This window comes from Candidatus Poriferisodalis sp., from assembly GCF_965237655.1.
In the GTDB taxonomy this organism is placed as follows: Bacteria; Actinomycetota; Acidimicrobiia; order Acidimicrobiales; family Poriferisodalaceae; genus Poriferisodalis.
Genome location: NZ_CBDEGB010000001.1, coordinates 1,112,163 through 1,132,510, shown reverse-complemented (window position 1 = coordinate 1,132,510; position 20,348 = coordinate 1,112,163). Strand labels below are relative to the sequence as shown.

Here is a 20,348-nt window from a genome sequence, read left to right as displayed (position 1 = left end):
CATGTAGCTGCCCGCTGGCGGCCGACGGTTCTGCCCAGCGGCGGCCAACAGAACTGCCCGCGTTGAAGTCCATTTCCCGTCGGGGTGCACCGCGGCGGGGTGCTCCTCCTACTCGAATAGCCGGTCACCACAACCGTGACCATCGAGCAGGAGGAGCAAGTGAAGTCTCGCGAGGAAATCATGAACATGTTGGAAGCGTTCGACCTGACTGGGTCGTTCCGGGATGCCGGCGAGCTGGCCGGTTGTTCGCATCACACCGTCGCCGCGTATGTGGCTGAGCGCGACGAGGGTCGGCTGGGGGGTGTGGGCCCGGTGCGGCGGAAACGGATCATCGATCCGTGGCTGCCGAAGATCGAGGAGTGGGTGGAGCGCTCCTGTGGCAAGATCCGCGCCGATCGTTGCCACGCCAAGCTGAAAGCGTTGGGGTTCGAGGGTTCGGATCGCACGGTGCGCCGAGCAGTGGCGGAGGCCAAGAAGAGCTTCCGGGCGGGTCGGCGGCGGGTGTATCGGCCGTGGATCCCCGAGCCGGGCATGTGGGCGCAGTGGGACTGGGGCGCGGGCCCGGTCATCGCCGGGCGGCGGACGAATCTGTTTTGCGCGTGGCTGGCGTGGTCGAGGTTCCGGGTGGTGATCGCGACCTGGGACCGCACCCTGCCCACGGTGATCGCCTGTGTGGATCGGGCGATGCGAGCCTTTGGCGGCGCTGCGACGTATTGGCTCACCGACAACGAGCGCACGGTCACGATCGACCACGTCGCCGGGATCGCCGTGCGCCATCCGGAGATCGTTGCGGTCGGCGGCCACTACGGCGTGACGGTCGCGACGTGTGTGCCGGCGGACCCTGAATCCAAAGGCGGCAGCGAGGCGACGGTGCGGGTCGCCAAGGCCGACTTGGTGCCAACCGACGCGAACCTGCGCGGCGACTACGCCAGTTGGGCCGAGCTGGTCGAGGCCTGCGAGGCGTTCACCGCTGAGGTGAACGAGCGGGTCCATCGGGTGACCCGGCGGGCGCCGGTGGAGATGCTCACCGAGGAACGGCACCGGCTGCACGCGCTGCCCGAACGCCCATACACGGCAGCGCTCGGGGAGACCCGGAAAGTCTCTTGGAGCTCCACGGTCAGCTTCGGCGGCGTGACCTACTCGGTCCCGCACACCCTCGCCGATGAGACGGTGTGGGTGCGCGTCGACGGTGACCAGGTCGTCGTCACCCACTGCGCACCGTCAGGCCCAATCGAGGTCGCCCGCCACCAGAGTTCGACACCCGGGCATCCGATGATCGACGACGCCCACTACCCGCCACGCCCGGCTGGGCCACTGGCGCGGCGTCCGAAGCCGACGAGCGCGGCCGAGACCGAGTTCCTCGCCATCGGAGACGGCGCCCGCACCTGGCTCGTTGAAGCAGCCGCCGCGGGCACGACCCGCATGAAGGTCAAGATGGCCCAAGCCGTCACCCTTGCCCGCCTCCACGGCCAGGTCCGCGTTGATTGGGCGCTCGGCCACTCCGCGATGTTCGGCCGCTTCGCAGACGGCGACCTGGCCTCGATCCTGGCTGCTGACCCGCCCGGACAACCCCGGCGCGCCGATGACGCGCACTCGCTGCAGCCCGGCACCGCCGCTTGGGGTCGCCTCGGAGGCGACCGATGAACCCAGCGCCGATCGACGAGGTCGTCGACTTGCTCCGCGCCCTGCGCCTGCCCCACATGCGCGCCGCAGCACCGGACCTGTTGGCCACCGCCAAGGCACAACGCTGGGAACCGGCCGAAGCAATGAGGGCACTGCTGGCCGAGGAGCTCGCCGGCCGCCAAGCATCCTCAATCCGGGCCCGGCGCAAAGCGGCCGGGTTCCCCACCGGCAAGACCTTCGACATCTGGGACGGAACCGTCAGCTCGATCCCGGCGCCGACCCAGCGGGCGCTACGCACCCTGGAGTGGATCCACCGCCACGAGAACCTCGTCGTGTGCGGACCATCAGGCACAGGCAAGACGCACTTCCTTGAAGCGCTCGGCCAGGCCGCCGTCGATGCCGGCCACAAGGTGTCCTGGTTCAGTCTCGAGCACCTCGGCGCGCTCGTGCGCCGCCACAGCGCCGACGACACCGCCGCCAAGGCCATCCGGCGGATCATGCGCTCCGACGTCATCGTGATCGACGACATCGGCCTGCTCCCAGTCACCACCGAGACCGCCGAGGCGCTCTACCGGGTCGTCGACGCCGCTTACGAGAAACGCTCCATCGCCCTGTCGAGCAACCTTCACCCCGCCGGGTTCGACGAACTCATGCCCAAGACCATCGCCAACGCCACCGTCGACCGGCTGCTCCACCACGCCCACGTCGTCATGACCGCCGGCGACAGCATCCGCCTCACCCAAGCCACCGCCGGCAAGGGGGTGACGCCACTGACCAACTGACCCACGGGCAGAACACCTGGCCACCACCGGGCAGTTCTGTTGGCCACCAACGGGCAGTCCTGCTGTCCGCCACTGGGCAGATCCCACTGGCCCTTGACACTGAGACAGGACGGATCGAATGCGCAACTTGCGATGCGCGTCGGTTTGTATTGATTCTGTGGGTTGATGACACATGTATTGAATATGTATCCCACATGACAATCGGAGCCGTAATTGTAGTCTGCCGTCGTGAAGCAGCTCAGCGCAGCCCGCCGGATTCCAAGCGCCGCGCCGCACCGAGCCCTCTGGTTCGCTGGGTCGACGGCATTGCTCGCGTTAGGGCTGGTGCTGCCGCTGGTGCCCGTGGCTGCGGCTGAGCCTGCGACTCCACAGCCGGACCCGGAAATCGCCGCTGAACGCGTTCCCGCAGTGGCGACCGGCGGTTGGTGGGACGGCACCGCCGTGATGGCGACCGCAGCGGCAGCGGTCACCGACCAGGGGGCGTGCGCGGCACTGGACGGCTGGACCTTGGGGCTGCTCGGCTCCGCGACGGTGGCCAAGGCCTGCGGAGGCGCGGAGGGATCTCTGACAGGTTCCCCAAGGGGCGCGGCCTGGCAAGAGGGGTATGACGCGGAAGGTGTGTTCACCGAGGTGATGCTGGTGGGAGCGCCAGAGCTGACCGTGAATGCCTACCGCTCGCTGGGCGAGCTCGACGTCGTTTTCGGCGGCGGCGCGTTCGCTGCCGATTTCGCCGACTGCGAGCACACCCTCAGCAGCGGCTGGTCGTCATGCCATGTCGTCGTGCGCGACGTGTCGCTGCCGCCGGGCGATTTCGTCGGCGTGGGCACCGTCGGCATCGACAAGCCGCAGCGCACCGGACACACCGCGCGCAACACGCCGACCACGTCCGCTGCGCAGCGCGCCGCGCTGGTGGCGCTCTACACCGCCACCGACGGGCCGAACTGGACCCGCAACACCAACTGGAACACCACCGCACCCGTCAGGAACTGGTACGGAATCACCACCGACACCAACGGCAACATCACCAATCTGTATCTCCGCGAGAATGGACTATCGGGTCCGATTCCCGCCGAGATCGGCGACTTCGCCAGCCTCGTAGAATTGGATCTCTCCTTCAATCGCCTATCGGGCACGGTTACTTCCGAGCTGGGCAGCCTCACCAACCTCACGATGCTGTCCTTGCACAGCAATGCTCTATCTGGCTCGATCCCTACCGAACTCGGCAACCTCACCAACATCTCTCAGATGTATCTCTCCAGCAATGCTCTGTCGGGCTCGATACCCACTGAGCTGAGCAGCCTCACCAACCTCAACGATGCTGTCCTTGCACAGCAATGCTCTATCTGGCTCGATCCCCACCGAACTCGGCAATCTCACCAACCTCACGCTGCTGTCTCTCTTCAACAACGCGCTGGCGGGTTCGATCCCCACCCAATTCGGCAATCTCACCAACCTCGTCCAGCTAGACCTGAGGAACAATCAGTTGTCGGGCTCGATCCCCACCGAACTCGGCAATCTCACAAACCTCCGTACTCTCGAATTGCCGAGCAATGCTCTGTCCGGCTCGATCCCCACCGAGCTGGGCGACCTCACCAACCTTCGCTACCTGCGCCTGTCTGGAAATGAGCTGTCGGGCTCGATCCCCACCGAACTCGGCAATCTCACAAACCTCCGTACGCTCGGTTTGGCAAGCAATGCTCTGTCGGGCTCGATCCCCACCGAGCTGGGCGACCTCACCAACCTCCGTACGCTCGGTTTGGCAAGCAATGCTCTGTCGCTCGATCCCCACCGAGCTCGACCTCACCAACCTGCACACGCTCGGTTTGGCAAGCAATGCTCTGTCCGGCTCGATCCCCACCGAACTCGGCAATCTCACAAACCTCCGTACTCTCGAATTGCCGAGCAATGCTCTGTCCGGCTCGATCCCCACCGAGCTGGGCGACCTCACCAACCTTCGCTACCTGCGCCTGTCTGGAAATGAGCTTTCGGGCTTGATACCCACCCAGATCGGCAACCTCACCGACCTACGAACCTTATGGCTGCACGGCAATCAGCTGTCGGGCTCGATACCCACCCAGATCGGCAGCCTCTCCAACCTCCGCTTCCTGGAGTTGTCCGAGAATGAGTTGAGCGGCTCGATCCCGGTCGAATTCGGCGGCCTCGCCAACCTCGTTTGGCTGGACCTGTCCGAGAATGAGTTGAGCGGCTCGATCCCGGTCGAATTCGGCGGCCTCGCCGGCATCTCGCGGCTCCTTCTACGCGACAACGAGCTATCGGGGTCGATTCCTGCGGGACTCGGCAATTTGACTGGGCTGTGGGAGCTCGATCTAGGCGAGAACCGGATCTCGGGCGCGATCCCGACCCAGATCGGCGGCCTTGCCAGTTTGAGAATCCTCCTTCTGCACGACAATCAGCTCAGCGGGGCGATTCCTGCGTCGATAGGCGATCTGGCCCAGCTTCAGGTCCTCAGCTTGAGCGACAATCACCTCTCGGGGCCGATCCCTCAGGAGATCGGCAACCTCAACAGTCTCGCCAGCCTTCGCTTGGACGGAAACAGCCTGGCGGGTTGTCTGCCCGATGTTCTGTCGACGTTTCGTTTCGACCCAATCGTCGATCCCGGCATCATCTTCTGCTCGAACCTGCAAGTGTCCACGATTGGCGCCTACGTCAGCGAGAGCGACGCCGAAGCCGTGTTCACGGTGTTGCTGTCCCCGATCGACAGCACGATCACCACACGTCACGAATCGGAGGTGTCGCTGGATTTCGCGACCCGCTCAGCCCTCGCGGCATACGGCATAGCCGCATCTGAGACAGCGGAAGCAGGCAGCGACTACACAAACGTGTCAGGAACTCTGACGATCCCCGCTGGCGTCAGGCGAGCGACCATCAGCGTTCCGCTACTCGGCGACTCAATCCCCGAGATGACCGAGTACATCCGGTTGGATCTCAGCAATCCTGTCGGCACCGTGCTCGACGACGAGATTGAACTGGGCGCAATCGTCGACGATGAAGCACCGCCGGTCGAACTGCGCCCAATCGAGCCATGCGAGCGCACGTCGGTGCGCGGCTCGGTCCGTGACGTGTTCGACATCACCCAGACGGCTTATGCGGATGACACTCATGTGTTCGTGGACGTGGACGTCTCCTGCGACAGCGGAGGCGTCTCCGGGATCGGCTATCCCACGGCAGTGGCCGTCATCAGTGGACCATCGGCGAGCATCGGGCAGAGCCAGCATTGCCTTTCGACACGGGGCTTCTTGACGTTTCGCTCCGTCGCGAACACCACTGCCACGACCCAAACATCGCAAGGCTGTCGGACTCTGAGTACGCATCCGGGTGAGCACCCCAGCGACGGCCGTTCGACGCATCTGCTGCGCATCCCCGACACCGCCATCGGGCAGATGCATCAACTGTTGGCGTGGGTCGATGCTGATCGTGACGGTGTGTTCGACCGAGGCGAGCCCTTTGCAGACTTCGAGTCCGACTTCGAGACACGAGCCCCCGGCGAGGGCGGCGGTACCGAATTCGGGTTGCCGCGGCGCTTCGAGGTGTCGCTGGTGACGCCGTGGAGCGATCGCGTCAGCCGCGCAGGGCTGTACACGTCGCTGCGGCTTGCCCTGCGGACCCGCACCGATGAGGTGATCGGCCACACTCTCGGCGGTCCGGTGTACCGCAGGGATGCCGTCGTGAACACCCCGGTGGGGGTGTCGATGCTGGCAGGTCCCAGCCGCACCGCAGCAGTGATGTGCTCGGTGCCGCCCACCGACGTGGTGCCCTCCCCGGGCTACTCGGACCGCTGCGCGACCGACGCGAGGGGCCATGTCGATGTGCGGTTCAAGGTGCCGCCCGGCGCGGTCAGCGTGCTGCGCCAACAGCACGATCTGCTGCGCGTGTGGCTCGACGCCGACCAGGACGGCAACTACGACTCAGACACCGTCGACGAGAACCAGCGCATCGTCACACCCGAGCCCACCAGCACCCTCAGGATCCCCCTCGCCAAAGCCGTCAACTACGTCGCACTCGGCGACTCGTACTCAGCAGGCGAAAACGGCCGCCGCGGCTTCCCCGGGTTCGACGGCAACTACCAGAAAGACGTGAGCCCCGCGGACTACAAGTGCCGCAGATGGGACCAAGCGTATCCCAGGGTGCTCGAGCGACGCCTGCTGAGCAGCGGCGATGTCACCCTCAGGGTCGAGTTCGCCACGTTCGCTTGCGTCAGTGCCAGACCGCAAAATGTGTTCGATGCGCTGGACCCCGACGACACCAACAACGATGCGCGCAGCATCGGGACCAAAGGGCCCACCCCGGGAGCGGTTCACGAAGCCCGTCAGGCTGTGTCGCTCGACCGTGTCGACATGGACAGCGTGGACCTGGTCACCATCACCATCGGCGGCAACGACGTCAGCTTCTCCGAGATCCTCCAAGACTGCGTGACCCCCATCTATGAGAACGACGACACGACCTGCGATGAGAGCGACGTGGTGGACTGTAAGATCGCCGCCAACGAGGGCCACCTCGCGGAGTGCACCACGCCGCTGAGCTACGAGGAGGTGTTCGACACCGTCGAGGACCGCGTCGCCGCAGCTCTGACACACATCAGGGAGATCGCGCCCCAAGCGTCAATAATGCTCTTGGGCTACCCCTATCTGACGCCGGTGATGGAGCCATGCGGCGGGCTCTCACGCGACCAGATCGAAACGGTCAACACTTTGTACGAATTACTGCAGATTCACTCCGGTCAAGCCCAATTCGAACAGATGCGCCAAACATACGAGGGAGAATTGCGCCATTTGGGTGTCTCAGTTGAATGCCGAAGCCGTCTCGAAATCTACTTCGAGACCTTCTATGAGTGCGAAAGCCTGAACGCTCAAGAAGTCGCATTCGCTCTCAGCAGCGATTGGTTGGACAGTCTCCTGAGCGATGGCACTGCGCAGTTCGCTCCGGGGATCGTGAAGATCGATCCCGGGGAGGCGTTGTTCCTGCGTCAGGGCGCTGATGACCTGAACGAGGCGTTGCAGAAGGCGGCGTTGAGGGCGCGGGTGCATTTCGTGAATGTCGTAGGCGAGGTGGACTCGGTGCGACATCCGTCGGGTTTCGTGGGTCATGACCAGTGCAGCGGCGATCCGTGGCTGAACGGTTTTGTGGCCGATGACGTCGAGGACAGCGGCGTGAACGGCAAGTCGTTTCATCCGACGGTGGCGGGTCATGTGGGCTATGCGGAGATCGTGTGGGACTACGTGCGCAATGCGATCCGCGACCCCAAGATCGGATTGACCGCGGCGGGTCTGCCGGTGAACCCCGTTCCCCAGGACCAGGACGCGGCGACGGGGTCGGCTGGGTCCCGCAGCCAGCAGCGCGATGTCGAGGGTTCGGCGAGTTCTGGGCTGGCCAAGCGCAGCGGCGACGGCGACGGTTCCGCTGACGATGACGACGATGGCTCCGACAGCGACACGGACGAAGGCACAGATTTCTCGTGGGGTGTGCTGTCCGTCAAGCGCGCAGCGGCGGTATCCGGTTGCGGCGCAGCCTTCGTGGCCCCCGCAGAGACGGTGATGCTCACGGCGGGAGGCTTCGCCGCGAACTCGACGGTGTCGTTCGTGGGACGCGCGGTGTCAGGGGGCGACGCGGCGCTGAGCGACCCGACGATCACGAATGCGACGGCGGACGGGGACGGCCGCATCGAGGCGTCGTGGACCGTGCCGACCGTGTCGGCGGCAACCGTTGATGCGGTGCCGCGCGGGTACGTCTTCCAGGCATCGGGCGAAGGCGCCGACGACGAGACGCGTTATGCGTTCATGACCGGATCGATGGTGGCATACCCGGGGATCGTGCCGTGCGCGGCGGCTGACACGGCGACCATGGCGCTGGGAATCAGCGTGCAGGTCCGGGTGCTGGCTAACGACAGGGCGCCGACGGGCGGCTCGCTGGAAGCGTCGTCGGTGCGGGTGCGTTCCGCCGACGGCGGCAAGTTCAGCGTCGACACTGCGACCGGTTTGGTGACGTTCACGCCTGACGCCGGGTTCTGGGGCACCGTTGAGACTTCCTATGTCGTGTTCGACGGCTGGGGGATCGGCGTCGAAGCCGATCTCACGGTGACGGTGGCTGCGGGGTGCACTATCACTGGCACCGCGGGTGTCGAACTGATCGAGGGCACCGAAGGTGATGACGTGATCTGCGTGCCTGACCGTGGCGACTGGCGTGCGTTCCACATCATCGACGCCAAGGGCGGCGACGATGTGATCTTGGGTGGCGCCGGTGTGGAATGGATCTACGGCGGCGACGGCGACGATGTGATTCAAGGCAACGGGGGCGACGACCGAATAGTGGCCGGTGCCGGTGTGGACACGGTGCATGGCGGACCGGGCATGGACTCGGTCCACAGCATCGACACTGCTGACACGGTGATCGACGATGACTTTGAGCTGGTGGTGGCCCCGCGGGTGACCGTTGCCCAGGCCGGTCCTGAGCCGGCTGATGACTGGGTGTGGGCCGAGGAGTCGGCCACCGTCGTGATCGATGTGCTGGGCAATGATCATGACCCTAATGAGGACATCGATGCAGGGTCGCTGCGAATCTCCACAGCTCCTGCAGCCGGCACTGCGACGGTGACACAGGATGCCGATGGTCGCTCGGTCGTCAGCTTCACGGCGGCGGCGGCCGGTGGCACTGTGTCGTTGTCCTATGAGGTGTGCGACTCGCTGGCGAACTGCGCGACCGCTCACGTAACGATGATGGTCGGCACCGCCGGGTGCACGATCATCGGCACACAAGCCGACGACACGATCCGCGGCACTCCCGGCGACGACGTGATCTGCGGTCTTGGCGGCGATGACACGATCTACGGGCTTGACGGTGACGATGTGATCGTCGGCGGCCCGGGCGACGACATGCTCTATGGCGGCAACGAGACCCTCATCGGCATAGGTGACGGTGACGACCTGATCTGGGGCGGCCAGGGAGCCGACACGCTGTGGGGCGGCAACGGAGCGGACACGCTGTGGGGCGGCGACGGCGACGACACGCTCTATGGCAATCGGCGTGATGACCGCATCATGGGCGGCCTCGGCGACGACACCGCCGACGGCGGCGGCGAAGTGGATCTAATCTGGGGCGGCCCGGGCGATGACACCCTCGACGGGCACGCCGGCAACGACACCATCTGGGGCGGCCCGGGCGCGGACATGGTGCGCGGCGGCAACGGCGACGACACCATCTGGGGCGGGCTCGACGCGGACACCCTCACCGGCGGAGCAGGCGCCGACATGCTGCACGGCGGAACGGGCGACGACACACTCGACGGCAACACTCAGAACGACGGCCTGTGGGGAGGCCCCGGAACGGACACCCTTGACGGAGGCGGCCACGACGACCAGTTGATCGGCGGCGTTGGGAACGACACGCTGTGGGGCGGAGCGGGCGATGACCGCCTATATGGCGGCCCGGGCGATGACGGTCTCGACGGAGGCAACGGAACCGACCACACCGACGGCGGACCCGACACCGACACCTGTCGGCGTGCCGGGACAGCTGCTGGCTGCGAGTGAACTGCCATGGGTCTCGCCCAACCATCCGCAGCGGCCCGCACTCAGGTCCATGCCATTGATGCGAGTGTTCTGAGCGCGGTCGGGGGTCGCCGACGCCGCAAGCTCGGCGTTGCATCCCCTGCCCGGCAGTCGAGGCGGGGCTGTTCCGTGCGGGCGGGATTGTCGAGCCAGTGAGCAGCTTCGTCGTGTGTTTGGGCGACGGCCGCAGTGTTGTGCAGGCGTCTTTGGAGCGGCGTCATCGGGCCAGGTTGCTGGACTTGGTCGTGCTGAGCCCGGCGATGCTGATGATTGCGAAATCGCTTGTTTTGCGCGCGTTTGGGGTTTTCGGTCACGGACTGGCGACGGGACTGGCTGGGGGTGTCGAGCCGGGATATGAGGTTCCTCCGGTACTGGACGTGTATGGCTTGGCGGGGCTGCTGGTGTTGCTGGTGTATGAGCCGCTGATGGTTGCGCGCTGGGGTGCCACGGTGGGCAAGCAGGCGATGGGGATCAGGGTGGTGCGTTACACGGATGGGGCGCCGGTCTCGGCGGCTTCGTCGTGGCTGCGGGTGCTGTTGCCGACGCTCGCGGGCGTGTTGACGCTGGGTACGGGCTGGTTCGTGGTGATGTTCGTTCTCGCTCTTTCGATGGCGTTTCGTCGGGACGAGCGGGGTTGGCATGACAGGCTTGCGGGCACAGTCGTGGTGCGCGCCTCGGCTGCGGAGGTCGGCCGCGAGCCGCGGGGGCACAGCGGCCTCGTTGAGCGGGGCGAGACCCCGGTTGCTGCGCGGGCGGGCGTGCCGGCGCGTGTCGGGGCGGGGCTGGTCGATGTGGTCTCTGGGGTTGCGTTGGTGCTGCTGGGCGGATGGTCGGTGCTGTCGGCTATGGAGGACTACGGCCTCCATTACCTGGATCTAGGTCTGAGGACGTATCTCGACATCTTGAGTTGGAGTGCGGTGTATTGGGCGCCGCCGGTGGCGATGCTCGCGATGATTCTGGTGGTGTGCGGGCCGGTGGTTGCGCGCTGCTGGGGTGCGACGGCGGGCCAGCGCATTGCAGGCATCAGGGTGGTGCGCTTCGCGGACGACCGTCCGGTGGGGCCCGGCGGTGCGCTGCTGCGCTGGGCGGTCAGTGCTGTGCCGCTGCTGGTCGGTGTCGCAGCGCTGCTGTGGGCGTGGTGGAGCGGCACTGAAGGGATCCCCGGAGCGTGGCTCGCCGTGTTGTCGTTGAGCATGTGGGCGCTGATGCATGCCTCTGTGCTGTGGGATCCCCAGCGGCGCGGCTGGCGCGACAAGCTCGTCGGCACGTCGGTGGTTCGGCTCCCGGCCGGGCCGTCGCCGCGTGGTCTGTTTGGTCGGCGTGCTTCGGGGGAGAGCGACATGGCCCGGCGTTGGCAGGAGTTCATGCGCCGGTGATGGTGGGCACTGCGGGGTGCACGATCATCGGCACAGAAATCGGCGACACGATCCGGGGCACGCTAGGCGACGACGTGATCTGCGGCCTCGGCGGCGACGACATCCTCTGGGGCGGACCGGGGACGGACACGCTGCGCGGCGGCAACGGCGACGACACCATCTGGGGCGGGATCGATTCGGACACCCTCACCGGCGGTGCGGGCGCGGACATGCTGCACGGCGGATCGGGCGACGACACACTCGACGGCAACACCCAAAACGACGCGCTGTGAGGCGGCCCGGGCGATGACACTCTCGACGGGCAAGGCCACGACGACCAGCTCGACGGCGGCGCCGGGAACGACACCCTCCGAGGAGGCCCAGGCGACGACCGCGTCTACGGCGGCCAAGGCGACGACACCCTCGACGGAGGCAACGGAACCGACCACACAGACGGCGGACCCGACACCAACGGGTGTCGGCGTGCGCGGACAGACGCCGGCTGTGAGTAGGTGGGCTTCCCCCCAAATCGTGGAGGGTTGGTCAGTTGGTGTTGGCTAGTTCGTAGTCGGTCGGGCTGGTCATGTCGAGGGTGCTGTGGAGCCGTCGGGTGTTGTACTTATGCGGGTGATCGGGTCAAGTGGGGATGTCATGAGGCTTGCTCGTCGAGTCGGTCGAGGAGGCCGTCGAAGATCTTCTGGCGACCGATCTGGCCCTTGTCGGCGGCGTCGTCGCGTTGGCGGCGCAGCGTTGGTTTGAACTCGGTCGTGGTGACGAAGAAGTTGCAGGACTCGCAGATCGATTCGAAGTGGCAGTCCATCTCGACGGGTCGGGCGCAGCAGCCGTTGCCGAGCATGCGCCGGTGCATCTCGGCACGGAGTTTGCGCATCTCGTTGCCTTCGTCGCTGGCGGGGAGTTGGTGGGGTTGGCCATGGAGGGCCTCGACCTTGTCGGTGAAAGATCGAACCGGCGTTGCGTCCGGCCTCGGGGCGGCCCCGCCTCCTGTACGCGGCGCAGAGGTCGGACCGAGCCGCGAAGAACCGGTCGGTATCGACGTCGTCGGGACGGGTGGCGGACAACGCGGCCACTTTGCACAGGGCGTTCCACTGCAGCGCCGTGTCCTCGTCGGTGGCATCCACACGGTCGGCGGCGTTGACGAACCAAGCGTGAACCTCGACAAGGTGTTTGCGGGCGGTGAGCCCCAGACGCAGATCGGCCCGTGCCAAGAAGTCAGCGCTCGCAGCTAGGCGCCCGGTGGCCAGCAGCCACGAAACGAACGGCCGGGCCCGGCGCATCCACTCCAGCTGGGTGTCCAGCTCGACTCGGTCCCAGCCCCCGGCTCGGTCGACTCGGCTGCGAAAGGTGCGCGCCGCGCGAAGCGTGGACGCCCATGCCTGCTGGCCGGCCGCCTCCAAAGCACGACCGAACTCGTCGAGTTCGTCACGGGACCGATCATCGACGCAGAGCGCGGCGGGCATCACCACTCCCCGACCTGTTGGGCATCGATCGCCTCGGTCGCCCGGCGATACTCACCGGCGAGCCAATCGTTCGCCAAGTGCAGATAGATCCTTGTCGACTCGATCGACCGATGCCCGGCCTGGGCCTGGATCGCTTCGAGAGCCATTCCCGCCTCACGCAGCCGGGTGAAACACGTGTGCCGCAACTGGTGATGTGTTGAGGCTGATTTCGTGTCGCTGTTTGGGGTTGTTTTCAGCCGGCATGGGAGGATTCTCGATCGAGCATTGAGGAGGCCCGTTGAGTTCTCAGCCTGCCATGAAGAGGAAGCGGTTTTTGGCGCCGCAGGAGAAGTACGAGATCTGGATGCAGCTCGTGCGTGGGGAGATCACGGTCGCGGAAGCGGCCGGGCGCGCTGGGGTGGATCGTTCGACTGTCGCGAAGTGAGGTGTGTCTGACTCTTCGCGACAGATCGCCGGTTTTTTCAGGCCGCATCGGCGGGTGGGCGGTGGTGGTTGGTTGGTCATGGTAGTGGTCGGTTTCGGTGCCAGGCTCGGCGTTGCCGGTCGGCGTTGCGCATCCCTTGTTGGCGGGCGGTTCGGATGGCGTCACCGCGGCTTTCGTGTTCGTCGTTTGGGGTCACGTAGCCGATGGCTTCGTGCAGCCGGACGCTGTTGTGGCGGGCTCGGGCCCGTTCGAGCTCGGCGGCGAGCAGGGCGGGGTCGGTGATCGCGGTGAGGTGGGGGTGCTCGTGTTTGACGTGGCCCCACAGCGACTCGATCCAGGCTTGGTCGGTCGGTGTGGAGGGGCGGCCGAAGTGCTGGGCGATCGAGCACAGGGCCATGAACCGGCGGGTGTCGTTGGCGCGCATCTCGGTGCCGTTGTCCGAGATCGCCAGCAGCAGCGGGATCTCGGCTCTGTCGTCGGGGGGTTCGGCGTCGGGGTCGTCGAGGCGTGCCCGCAGCTCGTCGGTGAGCAGCCCCTCGTTGTCGAGGCCGCGCATGAACAGGACCCGAGCGGCGACCGAGTCGGGGTTGGCGGTGAGGTGGGTGCAGATCCATTTGCGGCTGACGAGGTCGACGATCGCGTACGCGTGCTTGGCTGGGCGGCAGGCCGGGAACTGGGTGCCGTCCCAGCACCACAGCTGGTTCGGGTGCCATTCGCACCAGGCCGGCCACGGCGTCTTCGCGCTGCGCGCTGGCCGCGGATCGCCTTGCAGGGCAAGGCCGTGACGGCTCAGCACCCGATCCACTGTCGAGGGCGACACCCACACTCGCTGCTCGTAGGAGCCGCGATGAGCGAGCTTGCGGTGCGAGCGGTCGATGTCGCCCCAGTCGTCGAACAGCGTCACGATCTCGGCTTGTTCCCACTCGAGGAGCCCATGGATCGGGTTCCCGCCCGGGGCGAGGTCCTCAAGACCGCCGACGGCTCGGCGCTGCCGCCAGCGCCACACCCTGCCCCGGTCCACTTCGAGGACCGCGCAGGCCCGGGCCGCACTCCAGCCCGCAGCCGCTGCGTCGCCGATCAAGCCGAGCAGCGCTGCCTTGGCGGCCCCGTCGACGCGGGCGGGGATCGGGCCGCTCATCCCCAATGCGATTTTCCCCGCAGGACCGCCAGCTCGACCGCCTGCTCGACCACCGTGGACTGGAGCCGCTCGACCTCGGCGCGCAACGCCGCCGCCTCGGTCGCCTCTGCACGGGACCGGCGCGGCCGCCCCGGCCTGGACGCCTGCAAAGCGGCGATCGCCCCGTCGCGAGCCACCGCACGCAGCCGAGAGATCACCGAACGATCCACCCCCGCCTCCGCCGCCGCGTCGGCCTGGGTGATCTGCCCGGTCAGCATCCGCAGCCACAAGTCGTACTTCTGCTCCGCTGTCAGCACCCGCTTCGCTATTCGGTCCTGCGAACTCATCGGCCGCAGCCTCCTCCTCTGAGACCGCCAACCCTGCCCGACGCTGCCTGAAAAAACTCAGAACCTGTCGCGCTAAATCAGACGCAACACAGCTGCGCGAGGTTGCCCGGCAGGGCGCGCTCGATGCGTTGGCGGTGTCGCGTCCGGGTCGCCGGGGCTCGGTGCGCGATGTGGAGCTGGAACAGGCTCGGGCCGAGGCGGAGCGTCTGCGCGCGGCGTTGGCGGAGATGGCGGTGCGGTTGACGCTGTCGGGGGGAAAAGGGCATTGGGGCTGAGCGGCCGGGTCGCTGCCGGAGTGGACGCGGCCGCCAAGGCAGCTTTGCTGGGCCTGGTCGGCCGCGCTGAGGCTGCGGGGTGGAGCACCGGTGCTGCATGCGGGGGCTTGGGGCTGTCGGTGCGGCGGGTCCAGCGGTGGCGGCGCCGTGTCGCTGATGGCTCAGGCCTCGATAACACAGCGCCGGGCCGAACCCGTCCCATGGGCTGATCCCGGGCGCCGAAGACGAGATCGTGGCAGTGTTCGACGAGTGGGGCGATGTCGACCGGTCTCATCGCAAGCTCGCCCACCGGGGGTCGTGGCTGGGCCGCTTCTGGGCCGACCCGTCCACGGTCCGGCGTGTGCTGGAACGCCGTGACCTGCGCTTTCGCGGCCCCAAGCGCGGTCCGCGCACTGCCCAGCGGCCGTGGCCGGCGTGGGTCGAGTCGGCCCCGAACCGGATCTGGACCTGCGACACGACCCACTGGCCCCGCGCGCGGGCGGCCACGACGGTGATCTGCGACGCGGTCTCCCGCAAACCGATCGCCGACATCACCTCCCAGGACGAGACCAGCATCGAGGTCCAGGCCGTGTTCAGCCGGGCGCTGCGCTGCGAGGGCCTCGAAGAGATCATCGACGAGCGCAACCCCGACGCACTGCGATGGGACCCCGACAGCGACGACATCCCGGTGCTGCTCGTGCTGTGCGACAACGGCCCCCAGACGGCCTCGGGATCGACACGGGACTTCATGGCCCTGTGCTGGCTCGCCACCCACTACCGCCGGCCCGGCACCCCCACCGACCAGGCCTGGATCGAGAGCCTGTTCGGGCGCCTCAAGACCGAGCAGCCCCACCTGGAGCTGATCTGCGACATCGACGTGCTGCGCGCCGAGCTCGAACCCCAGCGCAACCACCACAACACCGTCCGGCTTCACGCCGGCATCGGCTACGTCACCCCCGACCAGGAACACAACGGCCACGCCGACGCCGCGAGGGCAGCCCGACGCCACGGCCTCGACCGCGCACGCGAACAACGCATCGCATACCATCACAACCGACAATCACAAGAACCCGACCATGCGGGCTAAACCCACCCAAAAAAACGACACTAAGAGGCCGCGCGAATAGGCGACCATCCACCAGTCGTCGGGTTGGGCCCGCTGTGATGCGGGCTGCTGTTCCAACCGACGACATGGTGGAGGTGCCTGTTCATCATGCGCGCTCTGACAAAGGCAGTGGTGGATGTCATCTGGGCGGCAGTCGAGCCGCTTTTGCCCCGCTCGCCGGATCGTCACCCGTTGGGCTGTCATCGGCCCCGCGTGTGCGACCGATTGTGTTTGCGGGGGATCATCTGGCGGCTGGTATTGGGCTGCTCATGGCGGTCCGTGGAGATCCTGTTGGACAACGCGGTGTCCGACACGACGCTGCGGTCACGCCGCGACGAGTGGGTCGCTGCGGGCGTTTTCGACCAGATCGCAGCCGAGGCGATCGCCGCATGGGACCGCATCATGGGCCTGCGACTCGGTGATGTGTGCATCGACGGGTCCGTCCACAAGGCGCCCTGCGGCGGCCCCGGGACCGGCAAAAGCCCTGTTGACAGACGCAAATCGGGCTGGAAGTGGTCCCTCGCGGTCGACGCCGAAGGCGTGCCGGTCGCGTGGTGCGCGGACGGCGCGAACCGCAACGACATCATGCTGTTCGAGCCAACCATGGCCGAGCTCGAACGACAAGGACTGCATCACGACATCGACACCATCCACCTCGACCGCTGCTACTGGGGCGCCCGCGTCGACGCCGCCGCGGACGCGGCCGGGATCTGCGACTTGGCGCGGCCGCCCAAACGCAAACCCAGCGCCGGCCCTGCCGAGCCGGCCACCGCCCCGCTGGGGCTGCGCTGGCATGTCGAGCGCGCCAACTCATGGCTCGCCGGCTACGGGCAGCTCAGACGCAACACCGACCGCCGACCCGAGCACCGCCAAGCCCAACTCGCCCTCGCCGTCACCTTGATCATCACCCTCAAACTCATCGACCACCACGACCGCTGGCAACCCCACTGACCCACCTATCCGCTCATCCTCTTAGCCCCTCGAACGACGGGCTGGCGCTTGAATGTGCTGCAGTGCCAATTGGGAGCCGAACTGCGTGTCAAGGAAGGTGTGCCGGAGCCTCTTTCGTCAAAGCACATCAATGGGCCGCACGACGCCCAGCTCTCCAATCTCTCTCGCTTGCGGAATACCATGGTTCAAGGACTGAGACCTGCAGGAACGAAGTTGTGCAGAGCAACGTGGGTTTCTGCAGCAACAATTCCCGGCGGAGAGTCGACTCCGCTCTACTTGACATAAGATGTCTTATCGGCGAACGCCTGTTTGTATCCCGATCAGGGATCTAGGCCACCCAGCCAGCGATGCGCCGGTACAGCTCCGAACGGCAAATGCCGGCAGCGGAGGAGATCTCGGCCATCGTCATGGCCTGCTCGTAGTTCAGGCTCGACGCGCGCAGACCCGTAGCGGCCTGCAGAGCCTGGTCCAGCTCGACCTGCCCAGCGGCGACCGCGTCTCGCCGTGCCCGCAGCTCGTCGAGCGCGGCTTGCTTGTTGGCCGCGATCTCACGGAGCGTCGCTTGGTGCCGCTCCCAGTCGATGTCCACGGGAGCCGGCCCGAACGGACCCTCTGTCTCAGGCTGGGACACACCCCAACGGTAACCCTGCCACGTGTCCCGGATTGGGACGACTGTGGCCGAGTCGGCCGACGGCCACGCCGCTAAGTTCCCACGCCGATGTGGGCAACTCTCTGGTCGGTACTCAGCTCTGCCGCCATTCCTGGTCTCATGATCGCAGCCTGCAGCTCCATATGGGCTCTGTTGCCCGGGCAGCACTCCTCCTTGGACAAAGCAGGCGATCGTCTCAATGTCGCAGTCTTGGTGCTCGCAACGCTCATGGCATCGGCCATGCTCGCTGTCGGGTTTGTGGCTACCCGGTTTGCCGAGACTGATGCCCGGGTGTGCCTCTTTGAGCGGCTTGAGGATGGCGGGCTGCTCTCGTTTGCCACGGCCATATCTTGGACGACCCTGTGGGGCTGTCTCGCCGGCCTGGCGTTCGCGTTCGCTCAGAGCTTGCAGGACCCCTCCGGCCGAGCCTCCAGTCCCGGCCGCGCACTCCTCGCTGCTTCGTGAGTTCCGTCCTTGGTCGACGTCGTCTCGCAGCATCGGGCCGCGGTTGCCGATCGCGTCTTCCGCCCGGTCGTTCGGGCCGCTTGTCTGCCGGCGCCGGCGCCGGTCCACTCCCGGCGCAGCCAACGTGCGGCGTGCAAGAATTCCCACCCGCGTTAGCCCACTGCTTCGCTGTGCTGGCTTCCTGTGGCCAGAAGGCGGGCGGTAGCCTCGGCGCATGGCCGCGCCGACTCTTGCTGATGCTCGCCGTGCAGCCGACGAGATTCTCTGTGCCGGTGTCGGCACAGTTCTTCTGTTCGGCTCGCTGGCACGCGGCGAAGCGCACCAGGACAGCGACATCGACCTGATCGCCATCTACGACGACCTCGGCGACTACAGCGACCGCAATTCACGTCGGTGCGCCCTCGAAGCCCGGACGAGAGCGGCAACCGGCTGCAGCGTTGACGTGATGGTCACCGACGCTCCTGAGTGGGCGATTCGCACCCTCAAGGTGCCCTGCTCTTTGGAAGCGCGCATCGTCGACCACGCAATTGAACTGGCCGATACGCACGACCATGCCGAAATCCGCTGGAACAAGGAGATCGGATTGGCCGACAACCCGACTGCTGAGATGCAGAACAGCTTCGTCAACTTCGCTGGCGCCGTGTCGGATCTGACAGAACATCTCCGGCCGACCGACCGCGAGAACCGTGCGGCCGCCTCATCGAATCCGTCTGTCCTGTCGAGTCGCGAGGACCGTCGTTTCGGCCACGCGTGTCGCGGCACGCACTTCGTCGTCGAGACCGCCGCCAAGCTCACCTACGTCCTGACGCTGGGCACCGCTCCCCCACGCTGGCACGAGATTCTCAAGCTCCTGCAAGCTCAGCCTGCACGGGTGCGCAACGCATTCATCGACCGAGGCCCCGACATCGACTTCGTCGAATTCGACAAATGGCACCAAGGAGCCCTTTATCACAACGTCCGTCCGGTGAAGCACTTCAACGACACTTACCTTCGCCGCTACGTCGCCTACGCCAACCGGATTGCTGCGTTCGCCGGCGAACAGTCCCGCGGGCGCGGCTTCGACGACGAAGTGCTCCAGCAATTTGAGGCCGACCTGCAAGAGAACGTGGACGCCCTCAACCGACCGCTGCGGATTCAGCCCGATCCCCCCGGCCGAACACCACGCAGCCGCAGCCGAGGAAACGACCTGTAGGCACGAGCAGCGCAGGGAGCGGTCTCAGGGGGCGTGCTCGTCGAGCACCGCCGCCACAGTCTCCGGAGAGGGATGCACGTACCGCTCAAGAGTGCGCAGCGACGAGTGTCGGCTGATGGCGCGCAGGATAGTGACGTCGACCCCTGATTCCGCGAGGTGAGTCAGCCGACTGTGCCGCAGCTGGTGCAGGGTGCGGCCGCCGGAGGCCTGCTTGAAGATCTCCGCTGCGCGGTTGTACGACAGCCGGTTGTAGCGAGTGAGCGGGCACAGGTCCCGTGTCGGCACGTCTTCGGGGTACCGCTGGCACCGGTACGAGACGAAAAGTGGTCCGGCCTCGCGGCGCAGGTGGTGCCAGCGCAGCAGGGCCGGCAGGACTCGTGCGGTGGCGGTGGACCACTGGATCGTCTCTGCGTCGCCGCCCTTGCCGATCACCGTGGCGCGCTTCTTCGCCAAGTCCAGGTCCTCGATGTTGAGGCCGAGGATCTCGCTCGCTCTTGCTCCGGAGTCGTAGAGCATCCTCCACAGCACCTGGTCGCGGGTGTGGTGGCGCCGGTCGCTCCACAGCTTCTGCAGCTCGTCGAGCGGGATCGCGCGGGCCTGGGTTTCGGCCTGGCGGCTGCGGGTCTGGCGGCGACGTCGGATGCCCGCCGCCGGCGATGCCTCGATCAGCCCGATCTCGGCTGCCCAGGAGAACATCGCCGAAAAATCGCCGCCAGATGTCGATTCACGGTCGCCGGCGCCCGCTCGGCGTAGCAGGTGCGAAGGTGCCGCTCGATCGTGGCCCGCCCGATGCTGCCGATCGAGCGGTGCCCGACGTCGTCGACCAGCGCCTCGAGCGACGCCCGGTAGGCCCGTTGGGTGTTGGCCGAGAGGTCCACCGCGCCCACAAAATCGTCCACCAGGCCGAAAAGAGTGACCTCAGAGGGCCGCTGAGGGCCGAGTTCGATGACCTCCCCCACCACAGGACCCCCCGTTAGTCGCAGATAACGTGCAGAACCACGATAGGCCGCGTTCCCGCCGCTGCTGGGGTTCCGGGCTGGCTGG

Annotated in this window: 18 protein-coding genes and 3 pseudogenes; 14 read left to right on the top strand and 7 right to left on the bottom strand. The window is 66.6% G+C overall.

The window, feature by feature from the left end:
- The first annotated feature begins 159 nt into the window (after positions 1 to 159).
- The 8 genes and pseudogenes from istA to ACPXYO_RS05485 form a co-directional block, all read left to right on the top strand.
- On the top strand, positions 160 to 1,644 hold the full coding sequence (gene istA / locus ACPXYO_RS05520; protein ID WP_423918612.1) for an IS21 family transposase: 1,485 nt from the start codon (positions 160 to 162) through the stop codon (positions 1,642 to 1,644).
- The gene (gene istB, locus ACPXYO_RS05515; protein ID WP_423916039.1) at positions 1,641 to 2,405 is read left to right on the top strand and encodes an IS21-like element helper ATPase IstB; all 765 of its coding nucleotides are present in this window, start codon (positions 1,641 to 1,643) and stop codon (positions 2,403 to 2,405) included. Before istA ends, istB begins: the two co-directional genes overlap by 4 nt.
- Before the next feature lie 444 nt (positions 2,406 to 2,849).
- A pseudogene (locus ACPXYO_RS05510) lies at positions 2,850 to 3,662 on the top strand (leucine-rich repeat domain-containing protein); the annotation flags it as partial.
- Between the two features lie 58 nt (positions 3,663 to 3,720).
- Positions 3,721 to 4,107: pseudogene (locus tag ACPXYO_RS05505) on the top strand (leucine-rich repeat domain-containing protein); the annotation flags it as partial.
- Positions 4,108 to 4,171: 64 nt separating this feature from the next.
- On the top strand, positions 4,172 to 9,949 hold the full coding sequence (locus tag ACPXYO_RS05500) for an Ig-like domain-containing protein (RefSeq protein ID WP_423917428.1): 5,778 nt from the start codon (positions 4,172 to 4,174) through the stop codon (positions 9,947 to 9,949).
- Positions 9,950 to 10,119: 170 nt separating this feature from the next.
- Positions 10,120 to 11,343: an RDD family protein gene (locus ACPXYO_RS05495; protein ID WP_423917426.1), complete on the top strand. Its 1,224-nt coding sequence runs from the start codon at positions 10,120 to 10,122 to the stop codon at positions 11,341 to 11,343.
- Positions 11,343 to 11,615, top strand: a complete 273-nt coding sequence (locus ACPXYO_RS05490) for a calcium-binding protein (RefSeq protein ID WP_423917423.1) — start codon at positions 11,343 to 11,345, stop codon at positions 11,613 to 11,615. The genes ACPXYO_RS05495 and ACPXYO_RS05490 overlap by 1 nt, the downstream gene beginning before the upstream one ends.
- Before the next feature lie 12 nt (positions 11,616 to 11,627).
- Positions 11,628 to 11,834: pseudogene (locus ACPXYO_RS05485) on the top strand (calcium-binding protein); the annotation flags it as partial.
- A 137-nt stretch (positions 11,835 to 11,971) separates the two neighbouring features.
- Here ACPXYO_RS05485 and ACPXYO_RS05480 read toward each other — a convergent pair.
- A complete protein-coding gene (locus ACPXYO_RS05480) occupies positions 11,972 to 12,211 on the bottom strand; it encodes a hypothetical protein (RefSeq protein ID WP_423917420.1) in 240 nt (79 codons plus the stop codon).
- A 64-nt stretch (positions 12,212 to 12,275) separates the two neighbouring features.
- Here ACPXYO_RS05480 and ACPXYO_RS05475 point away from each other — a divergent pair, with 64 nt between their 5' ends.
- A complete protein-coding gene (locus ACPXYO_RS05475; protein ID WP_423917417.1) occupies positions 12,276 to 12,569 on the top strand; it encodes a hypothetical protein in 294 nt (97 codons plus the stop codon).
- Positions 12,570 to 12,799: 230 nt separating this feature from the next.
- On the opposite strand, the gene ACPXYO_RS05470 is transcribed toward ACPXYO_RS05475, so the two are convergent.
- Positions 12,800 to 13,051, bottom strand: coding sequence for a tyrosine-type recombinase/integrase (locus ACPXYO_RS05470; protein ID WP_423918694.1), 252 nt, complete (start codon positions 13,049 to 13,051; stop codon positions 12,800 to 12,802).
- A gap of 26 nt (positions 13,052 to 13,077) precedes the next feature.
- On the opposite strand from ACPXYO_RS05470, the gene ACPXYO_RS05465 reads away from it, so the two are divergent.
- Complete coding sequence (locus ACPXYO_RS05465) at positions 13,078 to 13,224, top strand: hypothetical protein (protein WP_423917414.1); 147 nt, start codon at positions 13,078 to 13,080, stop codon at positions 13,222 to 13,224.
- 76 nt (positions 13,225 to 13,300) lie between these two features.
- On the opposite strand, the gene ACPXYO_RS05460 is transcribed toward ACPXYO_RS05465, so the two are convergent.
- On the bottom strand, positions 13,301 to 14,362 hold the full coding sequence (locus ACPXYO_RS05460) for an integrase core domain-containing protein (protein WP_423916777.1): 1,062 nt from the start codon (positions 14,360 to 14,362) through the stop codon (positions 13,301 to 13,303).
- Positions 14,359 to 14,688 carry a helix-turn-helix domain-containing protein gene (locus ACPXYO_RS05455; protein WP_423916776.1) on the bottom strand — a complete coding sequence of 110 codons (330 nt, stop codon included), beginning with the start codon at positions 14,686 to 14,688 and terminating at the stop codon, positions 14,359 to 14,361. The genes ACPXYO_RS05460 and ACPXYO_RS05455 overlap by 4 nt, the downstream gene beginning before the upstream one ends.
- Before the next feature lie 507 nt (positions 14,689 to 15,195).
- Here ACPXYO_RS05455 and ACPXYO_RS05450 point away from each other — a divergent pair.
- Positions 15,196 to 16,029: an integrase core domain-containing protein gene (locus tag ACPXYO_RS05450; protein ID WP_423917411.1), complete on the top strand. Its 834-nt coding sequence runs from the start codon at positions 15,196 to 15,198 to the stop codon at positions 16,027 to 16,029.
- Between the two features lie 126 nt (positions 16,030 to 16,155).
- Positions 16,156 to 16,998 (top strand): IS5 family transposase, encoded by an 843-nt coding sequence (locus ACPXYO_RS05445; RefSeq protein WP_423917409.1) that lies wholly within the window; start codon positions 16,156 to 16,158, stop codon positions 16,996 to 16,998.
- A 328-nt stretch (positions 16,999 to 17,326) separates the two neighbouring features.
- On the opposite strand, the gene ACPXYO_RS05440 is transcribed toward ACPXYO_RS05445, so the two are convergent.
- Entirely contained in the window at positions 17,327 to 17,629 is a 303-nt protein-coding gene (locus tag ACPXYO_RS05440; RefSeq protein WP_423917406.1) for a hypothetical protein, read from the bottom strand.
- 87 nt (positions 17,630 to 17,716) lie between these two features.
- On the opposite strand from ACPXYO_RS05440, the gene ACPXYO_RS05435 reads away from it, so the two are divergent.
- On the top strand, positions 17,717 to 18,112 hold the full coding sequence (locus tag ACPXYO_RS05435; protein ID WP_423917404.1) for a hypothetical protein: 396 nt from the start codon (positions 17,717 to 17,719) through the stop codon (positions 18,110 to 18,112).
- 214 nt (positions 18,113 to 18,326) lie between these two features.
- Positions 18,327 to 19,304: a nucleotidyltransferase domain-containing protein gene (locus ACPXYO_RS05430; RefSeq protein WP_423917401.1), complete on the top strand. Its 978-nt coding sequence runs from the start codon at positions 18,327 to 18,329 to the stop codon at positions 19,302 to 19,304.
- A 24-nt stretch (positions 19,305 to 19,328) separates the two neighbouring features.
- Here ACPXYO_RS05430 and ACPXYO_RS05425 read toward each other — a convergent pair whose 3' ends face one another.
- Positions 19,329 to 20,000 carry a tyrosine-type recombinase/integrase gene (locus ACPXYO_RS05425; protein ID WP_423917398.1) on the bottom strand — a complete coding sequence of 224 codons (672 nt, stop codon included), beginning with the start codon at positions 19,998 to 20,000 and terminating at the stop codon, positions 19,329 to 19,331.
- Entirely contained in the window at positions 19,970 to 20,263 is a 294-nt protein-coding gene (locus ACPXYO_RS05420) for a site-specific integrase (protein WP_423917395.1), read from the bottom strand. The genes ACPXYO_RS05425 and ACPXYO_RS05420 overlap by 31 nt, the downstream gene beginning before the upstream one ends.
- Positions 20,264 to 20,348: the final 85 nt, after the last annotated feature.

What these genes read in the sequence shown, in the direction of transcription:
- ACPXYO_RS05500 (WP_423917428.1), top strand. Translation starts at nt 4,172, where the DNA reads ATGCTCTGTCGCTCGATCCCCACCGAGCTCGACCTCACCAACCTGCAC.
- ACPXYO_RS05425 (WP_423917398.1), bottom strand. Translation starts at nt 20,000, where the DNA reads ATGTTCTCCTGGGCAGCCGAGATCGGGCTGATCGAGGCATCGCCGGCG.
- ACPXYO_RS05445 (WP_423917409.1), top strand. Translation starts at nt 16,156, where the DNA reads ATGCGCGCTCTGACAAAGGCAGTGGTGGATGTCATCTGGGCGGCAGTC.
- ACPXYO_RS05490 (WP_423917423.1), top strand. Translation starts at nt 11,343, where the DNA reads ATGGTGGGCACTGCGGGGTGCACGATCATCGGCACAGAAATCGGCGAC.
- istB (WP_423916039.1), top strand. Translation starts at nt 1,641, where the DNA reads ATGAACCCAGCGCCGATCGACGAGGTCGTCGACTTGCTCCGCGCCCTG.
- ACPXYO_RS05455 (WP_423916776.1), bottom strand. Translation starts at nt 14,688, where the DNA reads ATGAGTTCGCAGGACCGAATAGCGAAGCGGGTGCTGACAGCGGAGCAG.
- ACPXYO_RS05460 (WP_423916777.1), bottom strand. Translation starts at nt 14,362, where the DNA reads ATGAGCGGCCCGATCCCCGCCCGCGTCGACGGGGCCGCCAAGGCAGCG.
- ACPXYO_RS05480 (WP_423917420.1), bottom strand. Translation starts at nt 12,211, where the DNA reads ATGCGCAAACTCCGTGCCGAGATGCACCGGCGCATGCTCGGCAACGGC.
- ACPXYO_RS05430 (WP_423917401.1), top strand. Translation starts at nt 18,327, where the DNA reads ATGGCCGCGCCGACTCTTGCTGATGCTCGCCGTGCAGCCGACGAGATT.
- ACPXYO_RS05435 (WP_423917404.1), top strand. Translation starts at nt 17,717, where the DNA reads ATGTGGGCAACTCTCTGGTCGGTACTCAGCTCTGCCGCCATTCCTGGT.